Genomic DNA, 20,981 nt, shown 5'->3' with positions numbered 1-20,981 from the left:
GAAGCTATGCCGGGTTCGCCCCGGCCGTGCAAGCGATCGCGCGCCGGAGAGGATTGGGGCGGGATGACCGAAACCGGCATCTGAAAAGAAAAAGCCCGGAGGGACGAGCCCTCCGGGCGAAGTTTGCGGGGTGGAACCTTTACGGGGTTCCGGTTTCTCGTTGCGCGGAAGGTATTACATCCGCTGCGAACCGGTCCCGAATTCCGGATAGGCCTCCATGCCGCAATCGGCCTTGTCGAGGCCCTCCATCTCGGATTCCTCATCGACGCGCACGCCGATGATGGCCTTGATGATGAACCAGACGACGAGGCTGGCGACGAAGGTGAAGACGCCGACCGCGACGATACCGACGATCTGCGAGCCGAAGGATGCGCCGTCGTTCGACAGCGGCACCGCCAGCGTGCCCCAGATACCCGCGAACAGGTGAACCGGGATCGCGCCGACGACGTCGTCGACCTTCAGCTTGTCGAGCAGCGGCACCGCGAAGACCACGATCACGCCGCCGATCGCGCCGATGATGATGGCGAGGCCGGGCGTCGGGGCCAGCGGCTCGGCCGTGATCGAGACGAGGCCGGCCAGCGCGCCGTTGAGCGCCATGGTCAGGTCGATCTTCTTGTAGAGGATCTGCGTCAGGATGCAGGCGACGACCACGCCCCCGGCCGCGGCCAGGTTGGTGTTGATGTAGATCGTGCCGATATCGCTGACGTCGGCCATCGTGCCCATGGCGAGCTGCGAGCCGCCATTGAAGCCGAACCAACCGAACCACAGGACGAAGGTACCCAGCGTGGCCAGCGGCAGGTTCGCGCCCGGCATCGGGTTGATCTTGCCGTCGGAGCCGTACTTGCCCTTGCGCGCGCCGATCACGAGACAGCCCGCCAGCGCGGCCCAGCCACCGACCGAGTGCACGATCGTCGAGCCCGCGAAGTCGGAGAAGCCCATCTCGCTGAGCCAGCCGCCACCCCAGCTCCAGGAACCCTGGATCGGGTAGATCAGCGCGGTCAGCACGACGACGAAGAGGAAGAAGCTCCAGAGCTTCGCGCGCTCCGCCACGGCCCCGGACACGATCGAGGCGGTGGCCGCCACGAACACCATCTGGAAGAACCAGTCGGACCCGGCGGAATACTCGCCACCTTCCAGGATCTCGGCCGCGGGAACCTCGCCCGCGCTCCAGAAGAAGGTGAAGCCGCCGAAATACGGGCTCGCTCCGCCATAGAGCATGTCATAGCCGAGCACGTAGAACATGATGCCGGCGATGGAATAGAGGACGATGTTCTTCAGGCACTGCGCGGCCGTGTTCTTGGAGCGCACCAGGCCCGCCTCCAGCATCGCGAAGCCGGCGGCCATCAGCATGACCAGGAAGCCGTGCATCAGGAAGGAGAGCGTGTTGAAGATGTACTGCGATTCGAGCGACGGGGCGGCCAGCGCCGGCGTCGCCATCAGCGCGACCGAGCCCGTGCCGCCGCCAAGCAGCAGGACCCGCTTGAGCGCGGTCATGGAAAGCATGGATTTCATCTGAAGGACCCTCCTCAAAGCGCTTCGCCGTCGGTCTCGCCGGTGCGGATACGCACCGCCGAAGCCACGTCGACGACGAAAATCTTGCCGTCGCCGATGCGCCCGGTGGCGCCGGCTTTCTGAACGGCCTCGACGACCTTGTCGGCCATGCCGTCATCGACAACGACCTCGATTTTCACCTTGGGCAGGAAGTTCACCGAATACTCCGCCCCTCGATAGATTTCGGTCTGTCCCTTCTGGCGGCCGAAGCCTTTGACTTCGCTGACCGTCAGGCCCTGGACGCCAAGGCCGGTGAGGGCCTCGCGCACGTCGTCGAGCTTGAAGGGCTTGATGATCGCCATAACGAGTTTCATCGCATGGGCTCCCCTTTCGTTGCATCAACCGCGAAACATTCCGTCACGCAGCTCTCCATGTGCATGCCCGCCTCGATCGAGGCTTCGCGCAAGAGCTGGCCGACGCGCGGCTCCCCAGCGCCGCGTTCCGGCCGGAGGTCATGCTCTTGTGCAATGCACACACACCCGGGGCTGGTTAGATCAAGATGCATGCCAAGTGCCCATGAGGTAATATTATTCATGAAAATCAGCCAGTTATCCCGATTTTCTGAATCAGGGAGACAGCCCGTGCCTGATTTTTGTGCACAAAATTTCATCACAGAAGAAAGATTGATACAATTTTAGGCATCATGAGGGCGTAACGCGGCGAGAGGCCACCTACCCCCCGCGAATGGCTGGACAGTATCGCCGCGACGTCCGATCTTCCCAGATGGACGGTGGCCAACGGAGCCCTACGAGAAACGGCCGAAACGAAGGATAGGGAGGTGAGCGCGTGACGGAGGACCGGGTCGAGGTTGTGTTCGCCGGTGGCGGCATGGTGGGGCTGACGCTCGCCGTGGCGTTGGCGCGCGCCGGGCTGTCGGTCGCCGTGGTCGACCGGGAGACGCCGGCGGAGGTCGCGGCGCTGGACTATGACGGGCGCGCCTCGGCGATCGCGCTTGGCTCGAAGCGGGTGTTCGACGGAATCGGCCTGTGGCCGCGCATCGCGGCGGAGGCCTCCCCGATCCACGATATCCGGGTGGCGGACGGTCATCCGCTGCGCGGGGTCTCCCCCCTCTTCCTGCATTATGATCACCGCGCGGTCGGCGACGAGCCCTTCGGCTGGATCCTGGAGAACCGGGTCATTCGCCAGGGGCTGCATGCGCTGGCCGAGGAGGTCGCGGCGGAAACCGGACGGCTGCGTCTTATCGCGCCGGCTTCGGTGGAGCGGATCGAACGCCCCGGCGAGCGATTCGATGCCGCCCAGTCCGATGCCGGCCCAGCCAATGCCGGACGGGCCAATGCCGGTTTGGCGAGTGCCCATTTGAATGACGGGCGGCGGATCGACGCCAATCTCGCCATCGCGGCCGACGGCAAGTTCTCCCGCCAGCGCGAGGCGGCGGGCATCCGCGTCACCGGTTGGCGCTATGACCAGGTGTCGATCGTGTGCACCGTGCGCCATGCGCGCGATCATCGGGGCACGGCGGTCGAGCTGTTCCTGCCCGGCGGGCCCTTCGCCATGCTGCCGATGACCGGCAATCGCTCCAACGTCGTCTGGTCGGAACGGGCCGATCTGGCGGAACGCTATCTCGCCATGGACGAGGCGGATTTCATGGCCGAGCTATCGCGCCGCTTCGGCGATTGGCTGGGCGATATCGAGCTGGTGGGCCCGCGCTTCTCCTATCCGCTCAGCCTCGGCCATGCGGAACGCTATGTGGCGCATCGCTTCGCGCTGATCGGCGACGCGGCGCATGCGATCCACCCGATCGCGGGCCAGGGCCTCAATATGGGGCTGCGCGACGTGGCGGCGATGGCGGAAGTGCTGGTGGATGCGCGCCGCCTGGGCCTGGATATCGGGGCGTTGGACGTGCTGGCGGGTTATGAACGCTGGCGGCGTTTCGACAATGTGCTGCTGGCCGCCGTGACGGACGGGCTGACGCGCCTGTTCTCGAACGACTCCGCGCCCCTGCGCGCGGCGCGCGACCTGGGTCTCGCGGCCGTCAACCGCACGCCGCCGGCGAAGCGCTTCCTGATGCGCCATGCCATGGGGCTGGTCGGCGATCTGCCGCGGCTGGTGCGGGGCGAGGCGCTTTAGAGCATGCCGATATCATATGGCATGCTCTAGACGACCCTTCGCGCCTCCCCCGGTTCCCCCGATCAGTGCCGGAAATGCCGCATGCCGGTGAAGACCATGGCGATGCCGGCGTCGTCGGCGGCCTTGATCACCTCCTCGTCGCGCATGGAGCCGCCCGGCTGTATCGCCGCCGTGGCGCCCGCGCCGACGGCCGTCATCAGCCCGTCCGCGAAGGGGAAGAAGGCGTCGGAGGCAACGACGCTGCCGGCCGTCCCCTGCTGATCGGCGGATTTCGAGGCGGCGATGCGCGCGGAATCGACCCGGCTCATCTGGCCCGCGCCGATCCCGACGGTGGCGTTGCCCCGAGCATAGACGATGGCGTTCGACTTCACGTGCTTGGCGACCCGCCAGGCGAACAGCATGTCGCGCATCTCCTCGTCGCTCGGCGCGCGCTTGGTCACGACCTTGAGGTCGGAGTCGGCCAGCACCCCATTATCGCGCCCCTGAATCAGCAGACCGCCGGAGATCGAGCGCACGATCGTGCCCGCGTCCGCCGGGTCGGGCATGCCGCCGGTGGCCAGAACGCGCAGATTCTGCTTGGCCTTGAGGACGGCCTGCGCCTCCTCGCTTACCTCCGGGGCGACGACGACCTCCAGGAACAGCTCGGTCAGCTTCTCCGCCGTCTTGGCGTCGAGCGGCCGGTTGACCGCCACGATGCCGCCGAAGGCCGAGACCGGATCGCAGGTCAGCGCCGGCTCCCATGCCTCCACCAGCTTTTCCGCGCTGGCGACGCCGCAGGGATTGGCATGCTTGACGATGACGACGGTCGGCTCCTTGAACTCCGACACCAGTTCGAAGGCCGCGTCGGCGTCGTTCAGATTGTTGAAGCTGAGTTCCTTGCCCTGGATCTGCTCCGCCCGGGCGACACCCTTCCGGCGGTCGCCGGCGCGGTAATAGATCGCGGCCTTCTGATGCGGGTTCTCGCCATAGCGCAGCACGGATTTCCGGCGCGAGGCGACGGTGATGCGCTTCGGCCATTCCTCGCCCTGCTGCTCGGCCAGCCAATCGCTGATGGCGCTGTCATAGGCCGCCGTGCGGGCATAGGCCTCGCGCGCCAGGAAGCCGCGCAACTCGCCCGTCGTCGCGCCGCCATTTGCGTCCATCGCTTCCAGCACGGAGCCGTATTCCGCCGGGTCGGTCACAACGGTGACGTTGGCATGGTTCTTCGCCGCCGCGCGGATCAGGGCCGGGCCGCCGATATCGATATTCTCGATACAGTCGTCATAGCCCTTGCCGGAGGCGACCGTCTCCACGAACGGGTAGAGATTGACCACCACCATGTCGATCGGATCGATGCCGTGGGTCTCCATCGCCATGCGGTGCTTGTTGTCGTCGCGCTTGGCCAGCACGCCGCCATGGATGGTCGGATGTAGGGTCTTCACCCGGCCGTCCATGATTTCCGGGAACCCGGTATGGTCGGAGACCTCGGTCACCGCGATGCCGGCCTCCTTCAAGGCCTTGGCGGAACCGCCGGTCGAGAGAATCCGTACCTTGTGGCGCGCCAATCCCTTGGCGAACTCGATAAGGCCGGTCTTGTCGGAAACCGAGATCAGGGCACGCGCTATCGGCTGGTCGGCCATGGTGTCGCTTCTTCCTTCATCCTAGACGAATCCGATGCGCCCCGGTGTCGTCTCGCGTAGGTGTCGTCTCGCGTAGGTGTCGTCTCGCGTCGGTGTCGGCGACGCCGCTACTCCTACTCCGCGACCCGGGTCGTGGGCGCGTTATCGGCGATCGGACCCGCCGGGTCCAGCCCGTCGGTGGCGCCGCCCGCCGTGCCTCCGTCAGAAAGCGCCGCCGAGGCGTCCGCCCGGGCGAGCGTGCCGGGGTCGGGCTCGTACTCCGGCACCAGGGCCGTGAGATGGTCCAGCGCCGCGCGTCGGCGTCGCCCGCGCGCCAAGGTTTCCAGCCGGTCCAGCGACTCGGACAGCGCCGTCAGATCGCCCGCGCGCGGCGCGGCGAGCGTCATGCCCGGCGCCCGGGTCGGCAGGCGCGATTCCTGATCGTGCAGCAGTTCCTCATAGAGCTTCTCGCCCGGGCGCAGGCCGGTGAATTCGATCCGGATATCGCGGTCGGGCTCCAGCCCGGCCAGATGGATCATCTGACGGGCGAGATCGACGACCTTCACCGGATCGCCCATGTCGAGGACGAAGATGCGGCCCGCCGCCTCCGAATCCTCGGTGCCGACGACGGAGGCCTGGAGCACCAACTCCACCGCCTCGCGCACGGTCATGAAATAGCGCGTCACCTCCGGATGGGTGACGGTCAGCGGCCCCCCGGCGGCGAGTTGGCGCTGGAACAACGGCACCACCGAGCCGGTCGAGCCCAGCACATTGCCGAAACGCACCACGACGTAGCGCGTCTCCCCCGCCGCCCGGCTGACCGGGTCGAGGGCCTGGATATAGGCTTCCGCCAGACGTTTCGTCGCGCCCATGACATTGCTGGGATTGACCACCTTGTCGGTTGAGATCTGCACCATGCAGTCGACCCCGGCCTTGCGGCAGGCATCGGCGACGATGCGGCTGCCGACGACATTGGTCAGCAAGCCTTCCAGCGGATTGTCCTCGACCATCGGGACGTGCTTCAGGGCGGCGGCATGGAAAACGAGTTGCGGGCGGAATCGCAGCATGACGTCGTCGATCCGCCCGCGATCGCGGATATCGCCCAGGATCGCCGTGCGCTTGAGGTCCAGCGCGCGCTCGCGGATTTCCAGGTCGATCAGGTAGAGTTGGTATTCCGATGCGTCGAGCAGCACGATCTCCGCCGGACCGAAGGCGACGATCTGGCGCACCAGTTCGGAGCCGATCGTCCCCCCGGCCCCGGTCACCAGGACCCGGCGCCCCGCGACCAGCGCGCGCATCGCCGCGCGGTCGAGCGGGGTCTGCGGCCGGCCCAGCAGATCCTCCACCGCGATCGGGCGGATGGCGGAACGCTCCCGCTCCAGCCCGCTCTTAAGTTCGGACAGCTTCGGCAACCGGGAGAGAGAGAGGCCGTGCGCCTCCCCGATCTCCAGCAGCCGCCGCACGGTGGCGCCGTCCATCCGCTCGCGGGTCAGGATCAGGCGCTCCGGCGGTTCGCCCCGCCAGCGGCGCTTCTCCAGCAGGCCGTCCAGCGCGTCCACCGTGCCCAGAACCGGCACGCCGTGGATTTCCCGGCCGACACGCCCGCCCTTCTCGTCGATGATGCCGACGGCGATATAGGGCGCGCCCGCGTCGCGCTGCTGCTCGCGGATGAAAAGCTCCGCCTCGTCCGCCGCCCCGACCAGCAGCACCGGTACGCGGCGGCGCGCCTGCTTGGCCAGCACGTTCTCGAAATGCCGGTCCTTCATCACGCGATAAAGGAAACGTGGCCCCCCCAGCATGGCGATGACCAGGAACCACTGGATCACCGGGACGGAGCGCGGCACCAGCTCCAACCGCGTCAGCAGGAACAGCAGCGGCACGAACAGCAGTATCGCCAGCGTCACCGCCTTGGTGATCGCCACCAGGTCGTTCAGCGAGGCATAGCGCCAGATGCCGCGATACATCGGCACCGTGGAGAAGGCGATCGCGGCGCACAGCGCGAACAGCGCCGTTCCCTCCCACAGATAATCCGCCGCGATATAGCCCGTCGATTCGCCGAGGCGCAGATAAAGCGCCAAGGGAAAGGATATCGCCGCCATCGCCACGTCGTGCAGGAAGGCGACGCGCGCGCGGCGGACGCGGAGGAATGCGGGAAGCGCGATCCGTTTCATGCCTGCTGTTTAATCCCGCGATGAAACAGGCGCAAGCGACGGGCGGCGCGAGGCCCCGCCGCATTCAGCCCGCGACGGTGCGGCGCAGCCCCTCTTCCGTGTCGAGCGGGGGGCGCCAGCCGTCCATCTCGCCGTCGACGGTCAGGCTGTGGACCAGCCGTTCGATCTCCGGATAGCGGCCGGTGGCGAGGCCCGCCGCCTTCAATGCCCAGACCGGCATGGGGAAGAGCCGCGCCGGACGATCCATCGCCTGGGCGAGATAGTGCAGCAATTCCGGGGTCGAGAGGTCCCGTTCGTCCTTCGGATGATAGGTATCCGGCCGGCAGGCGAGCGCGTGACGCACCGCGTCGGCCAGATTCTCCACCTGGATCAGCGAACGCGCATTGTCGACCGAGGCCAGCGGCAACGGCAGGCCCCGCGCCACCAGCCGCATCAGGCGCGCGAAGTTCCCGCCGACGCCGGGCCCATGGACCAGCGGCGGACGCAGCACGACGGCATCCATGTCGGGGCCCTTCAGGTCGCGCAGCGCCAATTCCGCCTCGATCTTACTGACGGCATAGGGGTCTTCCGGCATCGGTTCGGCATGGGGGTCGAGGTTCCGCCCCCGGTCGCCCAGGACCTTGATGCTGCTCATGAAAACGAAGCGGCGGACCCCGGCTTCACGCGCTTGGGCGATGAGCCCGGCGGTGCCGTAGAGATTGACTTCCCGGAAGGCGGCGGCCGGATCGGGCGCGCGCTCGCGCATGACATGAACCCGGGCGGCCAGATGGACGACCGCCGTCACCCCCTCCAGATGCGGGCCCCAGTCGGTGCCGCGATGGATTTCCCCCACCTCGGCGCGGCCGACGGGACGCACCCGATAGCCCGCGCGCTCCAGCGCCGGCACCACGGCGCGGCCGACGAAACCGCCGGCGCCGGTCACCAGCACCGGCCCGTCCCCGACCGGCCGCCCCGCCCCTTCATGTCGGGGTTCGGGCCGGGCTTCGGGCCGGGGGCCGGATGATGGGTCGGGCGCGGGCCCGTCGCTCATGCGCGTGTCATCCACAGCACTATCCCCGCCACGATCAGCGCCGCCGCGCACAGCGCGGCGACCGGCATCAGCAGCGCCGCCCAGGCAGCCAGCACGAGCCCCAGATTGGCCAATGCGACCGCCTTCGAAACGACCGCGTGGTCGCCGCGCGCGCGCGCCGCCCGCTGATAGAAATGACTGCGGTGAGGCTGCCAGATTCGCTCTCCCCGCGCCAGCCGGCGCAGCAGGGTCAGCCCGGCGTCCGTCAGGTAATAGGCCGGCAGGATCAGCGCGCTGGCCCAGAAGCCGGCGGCGGCCAGCATCAGCAGCAGCCCCCCCAGCAGGAAGCCCAGCGGCACGCTGCCGACATCTCCCAGGAAGATGCGCGCCGGGTGCCAGTTCCACAGCAGGAACCCGGCCGCCGCCCCCGCCAGCACCATGCCCGGCCCGAACCATGCCCACAGGCCGGTGGCGACGCCGACGCCCGCGATGCCGAGGCCGATCGCCACGGTCTCGACCCCGGCGATGCCGTCGATCCCGTCCATGAAATTGAAGAAATTGATGAAGGCGACCCAGGCCAGCACCGCGACGGTCGCGTCGAGCCATACCGGCAGCCAGCCCTGCGTCACCGGGCCGATCGCCAGGATCGGCGGCAGGGCCGCCAGCGCCGCCACGATCTGCACCCCGAAACGGAGCCCCGCCGGCAGGGGTCGCACATCGTCGCGAAAAGAGACGATGGCCAGCACCAGCGCGGCCGCCATCCAGATGGCCGGCGTCACCGGCGGCGCGAGGCCGAATGCCGCCGCGCCCGTCATCGCCGCGAGCAGCATCAGCACGACCGAAACCACCGCGAGCCCGCCGCCGCGCGGTGTCGGAACCTCATGGCTGGAACGTGCGTTCGGCCGGTCCAGGACCCCGGAGCCCAGCAAAAGCCGCCGCGCGATGCCGGTTCCGGCCCAGGCGGCGAATGCGGCCAACGTCGCGGCGAGCACGCCCCAGGGGACGAGAAGCGCGGGGATATGGATCAGGGCGTCGAACGACAGGTCAGGAAGGCGCACGACCCCGCCCTTCCGCCTGGACGCGCCGGCCCGTCGTCGCGCGCGCCGGTGCGCGCATCAGCGCCCCTCCGCCACCGTGGCGGCCGGGCGGAAGGGGGATGCACCGCTGGGAACGGTCCGGCCCATATCGGCCCGGCCCATATCGACGGACCGGTCGTCGGCGGTTCGGTGGTCCGTGGATTGACCTTGGGGCCGACCGAAGGATACCGCCTGCCCGGCGGATGCCGGGGGGGTCACGGTCGGGGCGGGGGCATGGACGACCATGCGGTGGTTGGGGTCCGATACATGCAGCATGGGGGGCGCGAAAACCCGATTGGCGCCGTAGCGCGCGACCAGTCGCTCATGTACTTGCTGCGCGCGCTTGATGTCGGTCACCAGCAAGGCGTCGTGTTTCGGCAGGCCGGCCGCATCGGGCACGACCTGCAGACCCGCGAACATGCGCGGGCGCATCGACGGCTCCAGAATGCCGACGAACTCGATCCGCGCCTCGTGTTGGGCGAGGACGGCGATCTCCGTCAATTCACTGACACCGACCAGCGCCATGCGGCGGTAGCCGCGCTCGATCGCGCGGCGCAATTCGGCCACGCATTGCGCGCGGGCGAGGCGGAAGAAGGAAAAGGAACCGCTCAGATATTCGGCCGTGAGGCGGGCCTTCTCGGCCGCGCCATGGGCGGTCAGATAATAGCTGTATCGGTTTGGCGGCGCCTGATCGACGCGGATCAAGCCCTTGCGCACACAACGCTTGAGATAGGAATTCGCCAATCCGAGCGCGATTCCGAGTTCGTTCGCCAAGCCGCGTTGGGTGATATGATCGCCCCGTTCGACCGCGCTCAACAGTCCGAGCGTGATCGCCGTCTCCGAATTCACCGAATCCTCGTCCTTGCCGTCGCCGGCCATGATACCCCTCCCCTATGGGGGCGGCACCGACCGCCCCACAACATCCCGTTCAGCCAGCGAACACTAAGACGTTCAGAGTGTGAACGTCAAGTGAAACAATGAATTCAATTAAAATGCTGGAGAAATACGCGAGGTATGGGAAGAGAGTGACTCAAGGCGCCGCCAGGAGCAACTCCAGGAAATCCCCCAAATCCTCGGTGACATGATGGACATAGGCGGCGGGCGCCGCGCCTTCGTCCGCCACGCCGGGATGGGACCAGGCGTGATCCGTGCGTACCCAGACCGTCCGCATGCCCAGTTGGGCCGGAATTTCGAGGTTCTGGGCGATATCCTCCACCATGACCGCGCGCTCCGGCGCGATCCCTTCGCGCGCGAGAAGGGCGTGGTAAGGCTCGGGGCGTGGCTTGGGCACATAGCCGGCGGCTTCTATATCGAAAATCGCGTCGAAATGTCGCGCGATGCCCAAACGCTCCACAACCGCCTCGGCATGGGCCACGGTGCCGTTGGTGAGGATCACCTTGCGCGCGGCGATGCGGTCCAAAGCCCCGGCCAATCGGGGGTCGCCGGTGATCGGTGAATAGTCGATATCATGCACGAAGCCGAGGAACTCCGCGGGATTCACGCCGTGACGATCCATCAAGCCGGAGAGTGTGGTGCCGTACTCTCGGAAGTATTTCTTCTGTATCGCGCGGGCTTCCACCTGAGGAATATCCAGCGTACGCGAGATGAACGCGCTCATCCGCCGGTCGACCTGATCGAACAGATTGCACCGGGCGGGATAGAGCGTGTTGTCGAGATCGAAAATCCAGGTCTCCGCCGAGCGGAGCGCCGACGGATGCGCCCTCTCGATGTCGGACGTCGTCATCGTCGTCCCGTTCGAGGCGGTATCGCGTCTTGGCAAGGTGGATGGATCGGACATGGAGCACGCTTCGACTTATCGGGATCAACGGAGCAAGACCGGAATTCCGGGAGGATCGCGAGGGGAGGCATCGCTCCACCGCCCTTCACGTCATCGCCCCAAGGTTTGGTCGCCCCAAGGTTTGGTCGCCCCAAGGTTTGGTCGCCCCAAGGGTTCGTCGCCATGGGTGGCGCCCGGCGGGATACGAACCCGCCCGATCGCCCCGGACAATGCGCCGGAACCTATCGGGCGACGTCCCCTCCATCGCGCCTTGCCGGTGAGGATGGCCGAGGGCCGCCGTCACGGCAAGTCCTGTCGGACATTCGGCCGGGTGGCGCGTCGCAATTCCGGGTAAATCCCCGCGTGTCCACACGGAGTGCATTTTCCGATATGCGGGTTTCCGGGATGTTTAGAGGGGATTAAGGTGCCTGTGCGAGACTTTTCATTCGTGATGGAAGGCGGGCCCGCGAATGCTCGTACAGAAAGGGATCGCGGGGATGGAGATCCGGGATGAGAACGGGTTCGAGCAAGGTCGACGATACGCCTACCGACTCCCCCGCCCAGGAAGATAGGGCCACGGAACCCGGCCCCCGCGATGGTGAATCCCATGAGGGCGGGGTATCCGGCGCGGATGCTTCGCGGACGGTCGCGCTGGCCGGCGGCGAGGCGCTGACCGGCGTCTTCGCGGGCTATCCCGGTCCCGCCCTGCTGCTCGACCGGTCCGCCAATCCTCTAGGATTGAACCCGGCCGGCAAGACGTTGGCGCGCCATCTCGGCGGGGATGGCGGCGTGACGGTCATGCCTCAACTCGTCCAACTCGCCGTGAAGGCGCGGATCGCCCGGGAGGGGCTGACCCGGGAGCTTCCGGCGCCGAACGGGCGGGGGCGGCTCGAAATCACCATCCTGCCGCAGGCCGACGGGACAATGCTGGTGCTGGGCCGGGATTTCACGTTGGATGCGAGCATCCGCACCGCGCTCGCGGAATCGCGAACGCGCTTCAAGGATTTGGTCGATCTGGCGGCGGATTTCGCCTGGGAGACCGATATCGACGGCTGCTTCACCTTCGTCTCCGCGCGCGGGGCTCTCGGCTACCCGCCGGAAAACCTGGCCGGTCAGCCCGCGCGCGACCTGATCATCGACCCGGATAGCGCGCCGGCGATGCTGCCTTTCGAGGCCCGCGAAGCCGTCCGCAATGTCGAGCTTTGGATGCGCGCGGGCAATGGCGAGGCGCGGTGCCTGGCGATCTCGGCCGCGCCGATGCGCGATGGCGTGGGTGTGCGGGCCGGGGCGCGGGGCATCGCCATCGATATAACGCGCGAGCGTCGGCAGCAGGCGGAACTCGCCGAGATGAAATCGCGCGAGCGATTGGTTCAATACATACTCTCGGCCCTGCGCGGCGCGGTCGAGCCGGAACAGATGCTGGCGGCGGCCGCCGCCGCCGTCGCCCGCGCGGCGAGTGCGCCCGGGGCGGCCTTGCGCATCTTCGACCACGACCAGGTCCTGCTCGAGGCAAGCTATGGCGCGGCGCCGGAAGCGGAGACCCTGGAAGCCGCCGGCGCGCGCATCATCGCCGCCGACAAGGTGGTGGAAGGGTCGACGCGGACCCATCGATGGATCGGTATCGCGGGCCGCCACAGCGGCGAGACGGTCGGGATCATCTCGCTCTGGCGCGAAAGCCTCGCCGGTGATTGGAGCGGCGAGGAGAGACGGCTGCTGGAGGCGGTCGAGCAACATTTCGCGATCGCCTTTCGGCAGATCGCCGATCAGATTCAGTTGGAGAAGCTGTCGCGGACGGACGACCTGACGGGGCTGTTGAACCGCCGCGCCTTCTTCGAGGATCTGGCGATCGGGCTCCAGCGGTGCTGGCGGCGCGGCGAGGGCGGGGCGTTGCTCTATATCGATTTGGACAATTTCAAACCGATCAACGACCGCCATGGGCACGAGACCGGCGACCGGGTCCTATGTTCCCTGGGTGAATGTCTGCGAAAGGGTACGCGCGGATACGATTTGACGGCGCGTCTCGGCGGTGACGAGTTCGCGATATGGCTCGAAGGGGCGGCCGCGGATATCGCCCGCCACCGGGCGGAAGCCTTCATCGCGGAGATCACCGCCCTCGACACGGGGATGGCCGCGGATGGCGGCGGTCTCGGCGCGTCGGTTGGAATCGTCATGGTCTCCCCCGACCCCTCGCTCTCCGAGGCGATCGGCGGGGTGGAGCCGCCGAACGTGGCGACGATCCTGGCTGCCGCGGATTCCGCCATGTATAGGGCCAAGGAAGAAGGCAAGCGCGGTACCCGGTTCGCCGATGGGACCATCTCTCGGGGCGCGCGGGACGGAAGTCGGCGGGACAGGGATCGAGCCGGCGGGGCAAACAAGCACAAGGAACCGGACGAGGGGGAAGGATGAGCAAAAAGGATGCGACGGTGCCGGCCGGACTCGATCCCACCCGTCCGATCATATTGCCCGACCGCTTGAGCTACGAACAGATGCGTGAACTCGCCGGCAACGAGAACGCCGCCGTGCGGGTCGCGCTCGCGCGGCACCCGGACACCCAGCCCGAGGTCCTGTATTTCCTGGCCGAGGACACCGATCCCGATGTACGGCGCGCCGTCGCGCGGAACGATCGGACGCCCCGCCAGGCCGATTTGGTCCTGACCAAGGATCACGAGGTCGGGGTGCGCGGCGATCTGGCCGCGAAGATCGCACGCCTAACGCCCGACATGGCGGAGGACCAGCGGTCCACCCTTTACCGTTTGACGGTCGAGGCGTTGGAGGTCCTGGCGGAGGATCAACTGGTCCAGGTGCGACGTATCCTGGCCGACGCGCTCAAGGACGTCGCGAACGCGCCGGCCAGCGTCATTCGCTTGCTGGCGCATGATTCCGAGCTGTCCGTCGCGCAGCCGGTGCTCGAATTCTCGCCGGTATTGAGCGACGACGATCTCCTCTCGATTATCCGATCCAGTCCGATCCAGGGCGCGCTCGCGGCGATCTCCCGGCGGGGGGGTGTCGCGCCCGGTCTCTCGGAAGCGATCGTGCAGAGTGGTGACGAGCAGGCGATCTCGGCCTTGCTCGCCAACCCCTCCGCGCAGCTTCGCGAGGAAACGTTGGACATCATCCTCGATAAGGCGCCCGGAGTGGAGAGTTGGCACGAGCCCCTGGTCGTGCGGCCCAAGCTCTCGCCCAAGGCGGCGCGCCGGATCGCGAGCTTCGTCGCGATGCATCTGCTTGACCGGCTGCAGAAGCGGGTAGACCTCGATGACGAGACCCTGATCGCCGTGGCCCAGGCGGTGGAGCGCCGGATCGAGTCCGAGAACAAGGAGCGGCCGGAGCCTGAATGGGCCGATCAGGACGATGTCGAGGATCGGGTCGATCAACTCGCCAAGGCTGGAAAGCTGGACGCCAAGGCGATCGAGATGGCGCTCGCCAAGGGCGAGAAGCGCTTCGTCGTGCTGGCGCTCGCCATGCTTGCCGACCTGCCGAGCGAGATGGTCGGAGAGATTGTCGCACGCCGCGTGCCCAAGGCGCTCGTCGCCTTGACCTGGCGGGCGTCGCTCCGCCCTCATCTGGCCAATCAGCTTCAGATTCAATTGGCGGGCATTCCCCCGGAGACGATGATTCGCGTGGATGGCCCGGACTGGCCGATGAAACCCGAGGACATGGCCTGGCAGATCGATTTCTACCGGGAACCGCTCGTTAAGCGGGATTAGCGCATGATGATTTCATATCGACCTGGCGGGAGCGGGAATCCTTTCCCCCCGTCTGATTCCCCGGTCTGATTTCCCGGTCTTGGTCCGGTCTGGGGTATCCGGTTCGGGGGTCGGTAAGGACGGTTGAAGGGGGCGTTCGGGCCGGCTTCATATGAAGCCATCATTGCGCCAGGGATCAGGCGTGGGGTGCGCGATTCACCATCACGACGCGCCACATGCGCCGGTCGCGGTGGCCGTCCGGTGCCGAGCCGCGTTCCACGATGCGGTCCAGGCGCGTGACCGACAGATTATCGATGGTGAAGGCGAGCGCCCCTTCCGCATCCAGGCCGAGCGCCAGCGCGAGCGCCGCGCGGATGGTGCCGCCATGGCCGACGGCCACGATATCGCCGTCCGGGTGGTCGTCCGACAACCGTTCGATCGCTGGCGCCGTCCGCGCGATCAGATCGGCGAAGCTTTCCCCGCCCGGCGGCCGGAAATGACCGGGGCAGAGCCAGAAATGATGGCCGGTAAAGGCCTCCTCGGTTTGCAGTTCCGCATGATGCTTGCCCTGCCAGTCGCCGAAGCTCTGCTCGCCGATATCGGGTTCGACCAGCGGTTCCGGCAGGGCAAGGCCGGCGGCCCGGATCGCGTCCGCCGTCTGCCGGGTGCGCTTCAGATGGCTGGTCACCAGCCGCGCCTTCTCCGGCAGTAGGTCCGCGAGACCCGAGAAGGCGGCCGCGTCGTCGGTCACGCAATTCAGATCGGCCGCGCCATAGATCCGGCCCTCATTCTCCGTCACGGGGGCATGACGTACCCACCACCATCGGGTCACGATCGCCGTCATTCACCGTCCTCCCGTTTATCCTATTCTTTTCAAACCGGATCGATCGCCGCGGCCGCGCACAGCAGCACCGTGATTTCCACCGCCTGCTCGATCGCGCCCAGCACGTCGCCCGTCTGCCCGCCCAGCTTCCACCGCGCCACGAACGCCAGCTTCGCCGCGACGAGCGCCGCCAGCAATCCGGCCACGACGCCCGCGCCGGGGCCAAGCAGCAGCGGCAGCGCGATGATGCCGATCGCGGCGGCGATCCCCGTCCGCCGCGCGTCGGGACGGCCGGCCATGGCGGCCAACCCCGTCTCCCGCGCGTGACCAAGGCCGTGCATCACCGCGGGCAGCGCCCCCCGCCCCACCATGGCCGCCGCGATCAAGGCCAGCCATGCGGCTTCCGCGCCCGCCCCGCCGATCAGATGGGCAAGGCAGGCGGCCTTGATCCCGGTCGCGATCACCAGGCCCAGCGCGCCATAGCCGCCGATCCGGCTGTCGCGCATGATCGCCAGCCGCCGTGCGCGGTCCATTCCGCCCCACGCCCCGTCCAGCATGTCGGCCAGACCGTCCTCATGCAGCGCGCCGGTCACGAAGGCGGAAAGCGCGAGCCCAAGAAGCGCCGCCGCCAGCGCCGGAACCCCCAATGCGTCGGCCAGCGCCATCGCGGCGCCCGCCGCCAGCCCCACCGGCAGCCCGACCAGCGGAAAGGCCCAGGCCGCGCCGGAAAGCGGACGGGCATGCGCCGCCGAGCCCGCCGGAACCGGCAGGCGGGTCAGGAAGGCGATGGCACAGAGCAGATCGGCCGTCGCCGTGCCGAGGTGGCTCGACGCGAAGGCCCGTGCGCGGTCTTGTCGCTTGCCCGTCATGGTGGGAGTCTCTAAGCCTCGGGCGCGGCGGGTGCAATTGATTTGGCGCCTCGCCCGCCCGGCCGGGACGGAATTCCGGGAATCGTTTCCAGGATCGACCCGGGGCCAACCCGGGGCCAAAAAGGAAGAGACGAACCATGAGCGCGGAGAGCCAGCCCGATCGTGACCCGGCGGCTGAAACCGGACCCGAAGCCAGTCTCGACGAGATTCGGGGGCTGATGCGCGGCCTGCCGGGCCCGGACGAGGCGGCGGCGGAGAAGGCCCGCGCGCGTGAAGCGGAACTGACCAAGCCGGCGGGCGCGCTCGGCCGGTTGGAGACGCTCGCGGAATGGGCCGCCGCCTGGCAGGGCCGCCACCCGGCCCGGGCCGAGCGTCCCCGCGTCGCCGTCTTCGCCGCCAATCACGGCATCGCCGCGCGCGGCGTCTCCGCCTATCCGTCGACCGTGACGGCCCAGATGGTCGCGAATTTCCAGCGCGGCGGCGCGGCGGTCAATCAGCTCTGCCTTACCCATGACGCGGAATTGCGTGTCTATGAGATGGCGCTGGACCATCCGACCAACGATTTCACGACCGAACCGGCGATGGGCGAGGCGGATGTCGCCACCGCGCTGGCCTATGGCATGATGGCGGTGGAGGAAGGGGTCGATATCCTCTGTCTCGGCGAGATGGGGATCGGCAATTCGACCAGCGCGGCCGCCCTCGCCCAGGCGTTGTTCGGTGGGGAGGCCCGGGATTGGACCGGCCCCGGCACCGGCGTCGAGGGCGCGGCCATGGCCGCCAAGATCGCGGCGGTGGAGGCCGGCGTCGCCCTGCACGGCCCCGCCATCGCCGATCCGTTCGATGCGCTGCGCCGGTTGGGCGGGCTGGAACTCGCCGCCATCACGGGCGCGGTCATCGCGGCGCGCATGGGGCGGGTGCCGGTGATCCTGGACGGCTATGCGGCGACGGTCGCCGCCGCCGTCCTGCATGCGGTGGACGCGCGCGCGCTCGACCATTGCGTCGTCGCCCACCGCTCGGCCGAGCCGGGCCATGCCCGCCTCCTCGAGGTGTTGGACAAGCAACCGCTGCTGGATCTCGGCATGCGGCTCGGCGAAGGGTCGGGCGCGGCGGTCGCGCTCGGCATCGTCAAATCCGCGCTCGCCTGCCATGCCGGCATGGCGACCTTCGCGGAAGCGTCGGTAAGCGGGCCGGCGGGCTGACCCGCCCTTCCCTCGGGCCGCCCCGACCGGCCATCCAGGAGACGTCATGGCCGAAACCGCCGCCTTCGTCACCGAGGACCAGTCGCGCCAGCTCGCCCTGCTGGCCGCCCCCGCGACGCACGGCCTCGGCCCGGACGGCACGGTGGATCGGATCGATACCCATGCCAGCGCCGTTTTCCTCGGGCCCGATCGGGTGTTGAAGCTGAAGCGCGCGGTCCGGTTCGATTTCATGGACCTCTCCACCGTCGGGAAACGCCGCGCCGCCGTCGCGGCGGAAGTGACGCTCAACCGCCGAACGGCGCCCGACCTCTATCTCGGCATGGCACCGATCGAGGCTGTAAACGGGACCCTGACCCTTGGCCCCGTGATCGAGGACCCGGCCGACATCGACCACGCCGCGCCGGGGAATGTGGTCGATTGGGTCACGGTAATGCGCCGTTTCGATACCGATACATTATTCGACCGGCAGGCGGAAGCCGGGTCGCTGGATGACGGCAAGCTCGCCGATCTGGCGGGCATCATCGCGGCCTTCCATGCGGCCGCGGCGCCGGTCGCCGATATCGATTGGCCGGCCGCGGCCGCCGGGATCGCGCGTGGCAATGTCTCGGACATGGTGGGACGGGATGGATTGCCGCCGGAAAGGGTCGAGGCGCTGGAAGTGGCGACGGAGGCGCGGCTGGCGGCGGATACGGCCGCGCTCGCCGCGCGGGGGGGCGCGGTAAGGCGCTGTCACGGCGATCTGCATCTGCGCAATATCTGCGAAATCGACGGGCGCCCGACGCTTTTCGACTGCATCGACTTCAACGAGGCGTTCTCGGCGATCGACCCGCTCTACGATCTCGCCTTCCTGTTGATGGATCTGGAGCATCGGGGCCTGCGCGCCTCGGCCGCTCTGGTCCGCGACCGCTATCTTGAGGCGGCGGACGAGGTGGCCGGTACTATTGTGGGCCAGGGGTTGATGCCGCTTTATCTTTCCATGCGCGCGGCGGTGCGCGCGAAGGTGACGGCCGCCGGCGCGGCGGTGCAGGACGATCCCGACCGCGCCGAGGCGATGCGCGCGGAGGCGCGCGGCTATCTGGAGGCGGCGATCGCCTATCCGGCGCCGCCCGCTCCGCGATTGATCGCCGTCGGCGGTTTCTCCGGAACGGGGAAATCGACGCTGGCCCGCGCGATCGCGCCCGCGCTCGGCGGGGCGCCCGGCGCGGCGGTGCTGCGCAGCGACCGGCTGCGCAAGGCGCGCTTCGGCGTGGATGAGGCGGAACGCCTGCCGGGCGCGGCCTATGCCACGGCGGTCAGCCGGGCGGTCTATGCCGATATGGAGGCGCGGGCCCGCGACCTCCTCGACCAGGGGGTTTCGGTCATCGCGGATGCGACCTTCACCCATCCGGACAGCCGCGCGCGGATCGCGGCGGTGGCGGCGGACGCGGGCGTCCCCTTCGCGGGTTTGTGGCTGGAGGCGCCGGCGTCGGTGCTGGAAGCGCGCGTCGCCGCCCGGCGCGGCGATGCCTCCGACGCCGATGCCGCCGTGGTGCGCGCGCAGCGCGCGGCGGGCGCGGGCGACGTCGCCTGGCCGACGCTCGCCACCGGCGAACCGGTCGAGGTTCTGGCGCGGCGCGCCTTGGAAAGGCTCGGCGGTGCCGATGGGGCGGAGGAATCGCGATGATTCCGCCCTTCCGTAACCGCCGCCGTCGGGTTGCCCTGTCGGAGGACGAGGAGGACCCGGTTCCGCCCCGGCGGCTGCCCGGCCGGGGCGGCGCGGCGGTGCCGCAGGATTCCGCGGCCACCGGCGCCGCGCGCCGGGTCGCGATTCATCCCCGCACCCTGCTGCTGATCCGCTGGATCGCGGTGGTGGGACAGGTGGTGGCGGTATTGACCGTCCACGACGCCCTGGATTTCCCGGTGGCCCTGATCGAATGTTTCGCGACCATCGGGGCGCTGGCGCTGGCCAATATCTGGCTGTGGGTCACGGCGCCGGCGGGGCCGGGGCGGATTTCGGAGGCGCGCGCCGCCCGCATCATGGCTTTCGATCTGGTGCAGCTCGGCACGTTGCTGGCCTTCACGGGCGGGCTCGCCAACCCGTTCTCGATCCTGATCCTGGGGCCGGTGACGGTGGCGGCGACGATCCTCAGCCGCCGCGCGGCCGCCGGCATCATCCTGTTGGCGCTCGTCATCGCGGCGCTGCTGGCGCTGTGGCATTACCCCCTGCCGTGGAGCGCGGGCGGCGTCACCCTGCCGCGCACCTATCTGTTGGGGCTGTGGACGGCGGGGTCGGTCGCGCTGGTCTTCATCGGCATCTATGTCTGGTCGGTGACCGACGATACGCGGCGCCTGACGGCGGCGCTGGCGGAGAGCGAGGCGGCGCTGGCCAAGGAGCGGGAAATGTCCTCTGTCGGCGCGCTGGCGGCGGCGGCGGCGCATGAGCTGGGCTCGCCGCTCGCCACCATCGCGGTGGTGACCAGGGAGCTGCAGGCCGAGGTGCATCCCGACGACCCGCTGCGCGAGGATATCGACCTGCTGCACGAGCAGAGCCAGCGCTGCCGCGACATCCTGGTCGGCCTGGAGCGGCGGCCGGTGTCGTCGACCGGGGGTGGTCCCGGCGGGGCGGGCGCGGTCCGGCCGGGCGAGAGCGACCCCTATGAGCGTCTCAGCCTGACGGCGCTGGTCGAGGCGGCGGCGGCAAACCACGTTCCCGACGGCATCGCGCTCACGATCGAGGAGGCGCCGCCGACCGAGGGACCGCAACCCGACCTGATGCGCCGGCCGGAGGTTCTGCATGGTCTCGGCAATCTGATCGCCAATGCGGGACAGTTCGCGCGCGCGCGCGTCACCATCCGCCTGTCCTGGCGAGCGGATCACGTGACGGTGCGGATCAAGGACGACGGACCCGGTTTCGCCCCGCATATCCTCCAACTGCTGGGGGAACCCTATATATCGAGCCGGGCCGGACGCCAGGGTCATCTCGGGCTCGGCGTCTTCATCGCCTCCACCCTGCTGGAATCGATCGGTGGTCAGCTCACCTTCCGGAACCGGCGTGGCGCGGAGGTCGAGGTAACCTTGCCGCGCGCGGTGCTGGAAGGGCCGGCATAATGCGTTAGATTGCCGAGTGGACGGCGCATTTTCAAAAGATGAGGTCG

At 68.4% G+C, this 20,981-nt stretch carries 16 protein-coding genes; 6 read left to right on the top strand and 10 right to left on the bottom strand.

Going from position 1 to position 20,981, the window contains the following annotated elements; translation table 11 throughout:
- Positions 1-174: 174 nt before the first annotated feature.
- Complete coding sequence (locus KAJ83_RS13925) at positions 175-1,512, bottom strand: ammonium transporter (RefSeq protein ID WP_343222009.1); 1,338 nt, start codon at positions 1,510-1,512, stop codon at positions 175-177.
- A 14-nt stretch (positions 1,513-1,526) separates the two neighbouring features.
- Positions 1,527-1,865, bottom strand: a complete 339-nt coding sequence (locus tag KAJ83_RS13920; protein ID WP_210682688.1) for a P-II family nitrogen regulator — start codon at positions 1,863-1,865, stop codon at positions 1,527-1,529.
- A 472-nt stretch (positions 1,866-2,337) separates the two neighbouring features.
- Here KAJ83_RS13920 and KAJ83_RS13915 point away from each other — a divergent pair, with 472 nt between their 5' ends.
- Entirely contained in the window at positions 2,338-3,639 is a 1,302-nt protein-coding gene (locus tag KAJ83_RS13915; protein WP_343222008.1) for a UbiH/UbiF/VisC/COQ6 family ubiquinone biosynthesis hydroxylase, read from the top strand.
- A gap of 62 nt (positions 3,640-3,701) precedes the next feature.
- Here KAJ83_RS13915 and purH read toward each other — a convergent pair whose 3' ends face one another.
- From purH to KAJ83_RS13885, 6 genes are all read right to left on the bottom strand, one after another.
- Positions 3,702-5,258, bottom strand: a complete 1,557-nt coding sequence (gene purH, locus KAJ83_RS13910) for a bifunctional phosphoribosylaminoimidazolecarboxamide formyltransferase/IMP cyclohydrolase (RefSeq protein ID WP_210682687.1) — start codon at positions 5,256-5,258, stop codon at positions 3,702-3,704.
- A 113-nt stretch (positions 5,259-5,371) separates the two neighbouring features.
- A complete protein-coding gene (locus tag KAJ83_RS13905; RefSeq protein ID WP_210682686.1) occupies positions 5,372-7,408 on the bottom strand; it encodes a polysaccharide biosynthesis protein in 2,037 nt (678 codons plus the stop codon).
- A 64-nt stretch (positions 7,409-7,472) separates the two neighbouring features.
- Positions 7,473-8,438, bottom strand: a complete 966-nt coding sequence (locus KAJ83_RS13900; RefSeq protein ID WP_210682685.1) for an NAD-dependent epimerase/dehydratase family protein — start codon at positions 8,436-8,438, stop codon at positions 7,473-7,475.
- Positions 8,435-9,475 (bottom strand): MraY family glycosyltransferase, encoded by a 1,041-nt coding sequence (locus tag KAJ83_RS13895; RefSeq protein ID WP_343222007.1) that lies wholly within the window; start codon positions 9,473-9,475, stop codon positions 8,435-8,437. Before KAJ83_RS13895 ends, KAJ83_RS13900 begins: the two co-directional genes overlap by 4 nt.
- A 57-nt stretch (positions 9,476-9,532) precedes the next feature.
- Positions 9,533-10,372 carry a winged helix-turn-helix transcriptional regulator gene (locus KAJ83_RS13890; RefSeq protein WP_210682684.1) on the bottom strand — a complete coding sequence of 280 codons (840 nt, stop codon included), beginning with the start codon at positions 10,370-10,372 and terminating at the stop codon, positions 9,533-9,535.
- A gap of 151 nt (positions 10,373-10,523) precedes the next feature.
- Positions 10,524-11,237, bottom strand: a complete 714-nt coding sequence (locus tag KAJ83_RS13885; RefSeq protein ID WP_210682683.1) for a pyrimidine 5'-nucleotidase — start codon at positions 11,235-11,237, stop codon at positions 10,524-10,526.
- Between the two features lie 543 nt (positions 11,238-11,780).
- Between KAJ83_RS13885 and KAJ83_RS13880 the strand changes: the two genes are divergently transcribed.
- Both KAJ83_RS13880 and KAJ83_RS13875 read left to right on the top strand, forming a co-directional pair.
- On the top strand, positions 11,781-13,676 hold the full coding sequence (locus tag KAJ83_RS13880; RefSeq protein ID WP_210682682.1) for a sensor domain-containing diguanylate cyclase: 1,896 nt from the start codon (positions 11,781-11,783) through the stop codon (positions 13,674-13,676).
- Positions 13,673-14,977: a DUF2336 domain-containing protein gene (locus KAJ83_RS13875; protein ID WP_210682681.1), complete on the top strand. Its 1,305-nt coding sequence runs from the start codon at positions 13,673-13,675 to the stop codon at positions 14,975-14,977. The genes KAJ83_RS13880 and KAJ83_RS13875 overlap by 4 nt, the downstream gene beginning before the upstream one ends.
- 175 nt (positions 14,978-15,152) lie before the next feature.
- Here the strand turns inward: KAJ83_RS13875 and KAJ83_RS13870 are convergent, their stop codons facing one another.
- Positions 15,153-15,800 carry a histidine phosphatase family protein gene (locus tag KAJ83_RS13870; protein WP_210682680.1) on the bottom strand — a complete coding sequence of 216 codons (648 nt, stop codon included), beginning with the start codon at positions 15,798-15,800 and terminating at the stop codon, positions 15,153-15,155.
- A gap of 29 nt (positions 15,801-15,829) precedes the next feature.
- Positions 15,830-16,648, bottom strand: coding sequence for an adenosylcobinamide-GDP ribazoletransferase (locus KAJ83_RS13865; protein WP_210682679.1), 819 nt, complete (start codon positions 16,646-16,648; stop codon positions 15,830-15,832).
- A 137-nt stretch (positions 16,649-16,785) separates the two neighbouring features.
- Between KAJ83_RS13865 and cobT the strand changes: the two genes are divergently transcribed.
- Genes cobT through KAJ83_RS13850 form a run of 3 tightly spaced genes read left to right on the top strand, consistent with a single transcriptional unit; the run spans position 16,786 to position 20,934 of the window.
- The gene (gene cobT, locus KAJ83_RS13860; RefSeq protein WP_210682678.1) at positions 16,786-17,847 is read left to right on the top strand and encodes a nicotinate-nucleotide--dimethylbenzimidazole phosphoribosyltransferase; all 1,062 of its coding nucleotides are present in this window, start codon (positions 16,786-16,788) and stop codon (positions 17,845-17,847) included.
- Between the two features lie 46 nt (positions 17,848-17,893).
- A complete protein-coding gene (locus KAJ83_RS13855; protein ID WP_210682677.1) occupies positions 17,894-19,510 on the top strand; it encodes a bifunctional aminoglycoside phosphotransferase/ATP-binding protein in 1,617 nt (538 codons plus the stop codon).
- The gene (locus KAJ83_RS13850; RefSeq protein WP_210682676.1) at positions 19,507-20,934 is read left to right on the top strand and encodes an ActS/PrrB/RegB family redox-sensitive histidine kinase; all 1,428 of its coding nucleotides are present in this window, start codon (positions 19,507-19,509) and stop codon (positions 20,932-20,934) included. Before KAJ83_RS13855 ends, KAJ83_RS13850 begins: the two co-directional genes overlap by 4 nt.
- Positions 20,935-20,981: the final 47 nt, after the last annotated feature.

This window comes from Marivibrio halodurans (genome assembly GCF_017963645.1).
Lineage (GTDB): Bacteria > Pseudomonadota > Alphaproteobacteria > UBA8366 > Aestuariispiraceae > Marivibrio > Marivibrio halodurans.
This window is presented reverse-complemented; position numbering and strand designations above follow the sequence as displayed.

Coding starts and splice junctions, on each gene's coding strand:
- KAJ83_RS13885 (WP_210682683.1), bottom strand. CDS start 11,237: ATGACGACGTCCGACATCGAGAGGGCGCATCCGTCGGCGCTCCGCTCG.
- KAJ83_RS13905 (WP_210682686.1), bottom strand. CDS start 7,408: ATGAAACGGATCGCGCTTCCCGCATTCCTCCGCGTCCGCCGCGCGCGC.
- KAJ83_RS13870 (WP_210682680.1), bottom strand. CDS start 15,800: ATGACGGCGATCGTGACCCGATGGTGGTGGGTACGTCATGCCCCCGTG.
- purH (WP_210682687.1), bottom strand. CDS start 5,258: ATGGCCGACCAGCCGATAGCGCGTGCCCTGATCTCGGTTTCCGACAAG.
- KAJ83_RS13880 (WP_210682682.1), top strand. CDS start 11,781: ATGAGAACGGGTTCGAGCAAGGTCGACGATACGCCTACCGACTCCCCC.
- KAJ83_RS13920 (WP_210682688.1), bottom strand. CDS start 1,865: ATGAAACTCGTTATGGCGATCATCAAGCCCTTCAAGCTCGACGACGTG.
- KAJ83_RS13890 (WP_210682684.1), bottom strand. CDS start 10,372: ATGGCCGGCGACGGCAAGGACGAGGATTCGGTGAATTCGGAGACGGCG.
- KAJ83_RS13855 (WP_210682677.1), top strand. CDS start 17,894: ATGGCCGAAACCGCCGCCTTCGTCACCGAGGACCAGTCGCGCCAGCTC.
- KAJ83_RS13900 (WP_210682685.1), bottom strand. CDS start 8,438: ATGAGCGACGGGCCCGCGCCCGACCCATCATCCGGCCCCCGGCCCGAA.
- KAJ83_RS13925 (WP_343222009.1), bottom strand. CDS start 1,512: ATGAAATCCATGCTTTCCATGACCGCGCTCAAGCGGGTCCTGCTGCTT.
- cobT (WP_210682678.1), top strand. CDS start 16,786: ATGAGCGCGGAGAGCCAGCCCGATCGTGACCCGGCGGCTGAAACCGGA.
- KAJ83_RS13875 (WP_210682681.1), top strand. CDS start 13,673: ATGAGCAAAAAGGATGCGACGGTGCCGGCCGGACTCGATCCCACCCGT.
- KAJ83_RS13865 (WP_210682679.1), bottom strand. CDS start 16,648: ATGACGGGCAAGCGACAAGACCGCGCACGGGCCTTCGCGTCGAGCCAC.
- KAJ83_RS13850 (WP_210682676.1), top strand. CDS start 19,507: ATGATTCCGCCCTTCCGTAACCGCCGCCGTCGGGTTGCCCTGTCGGAG.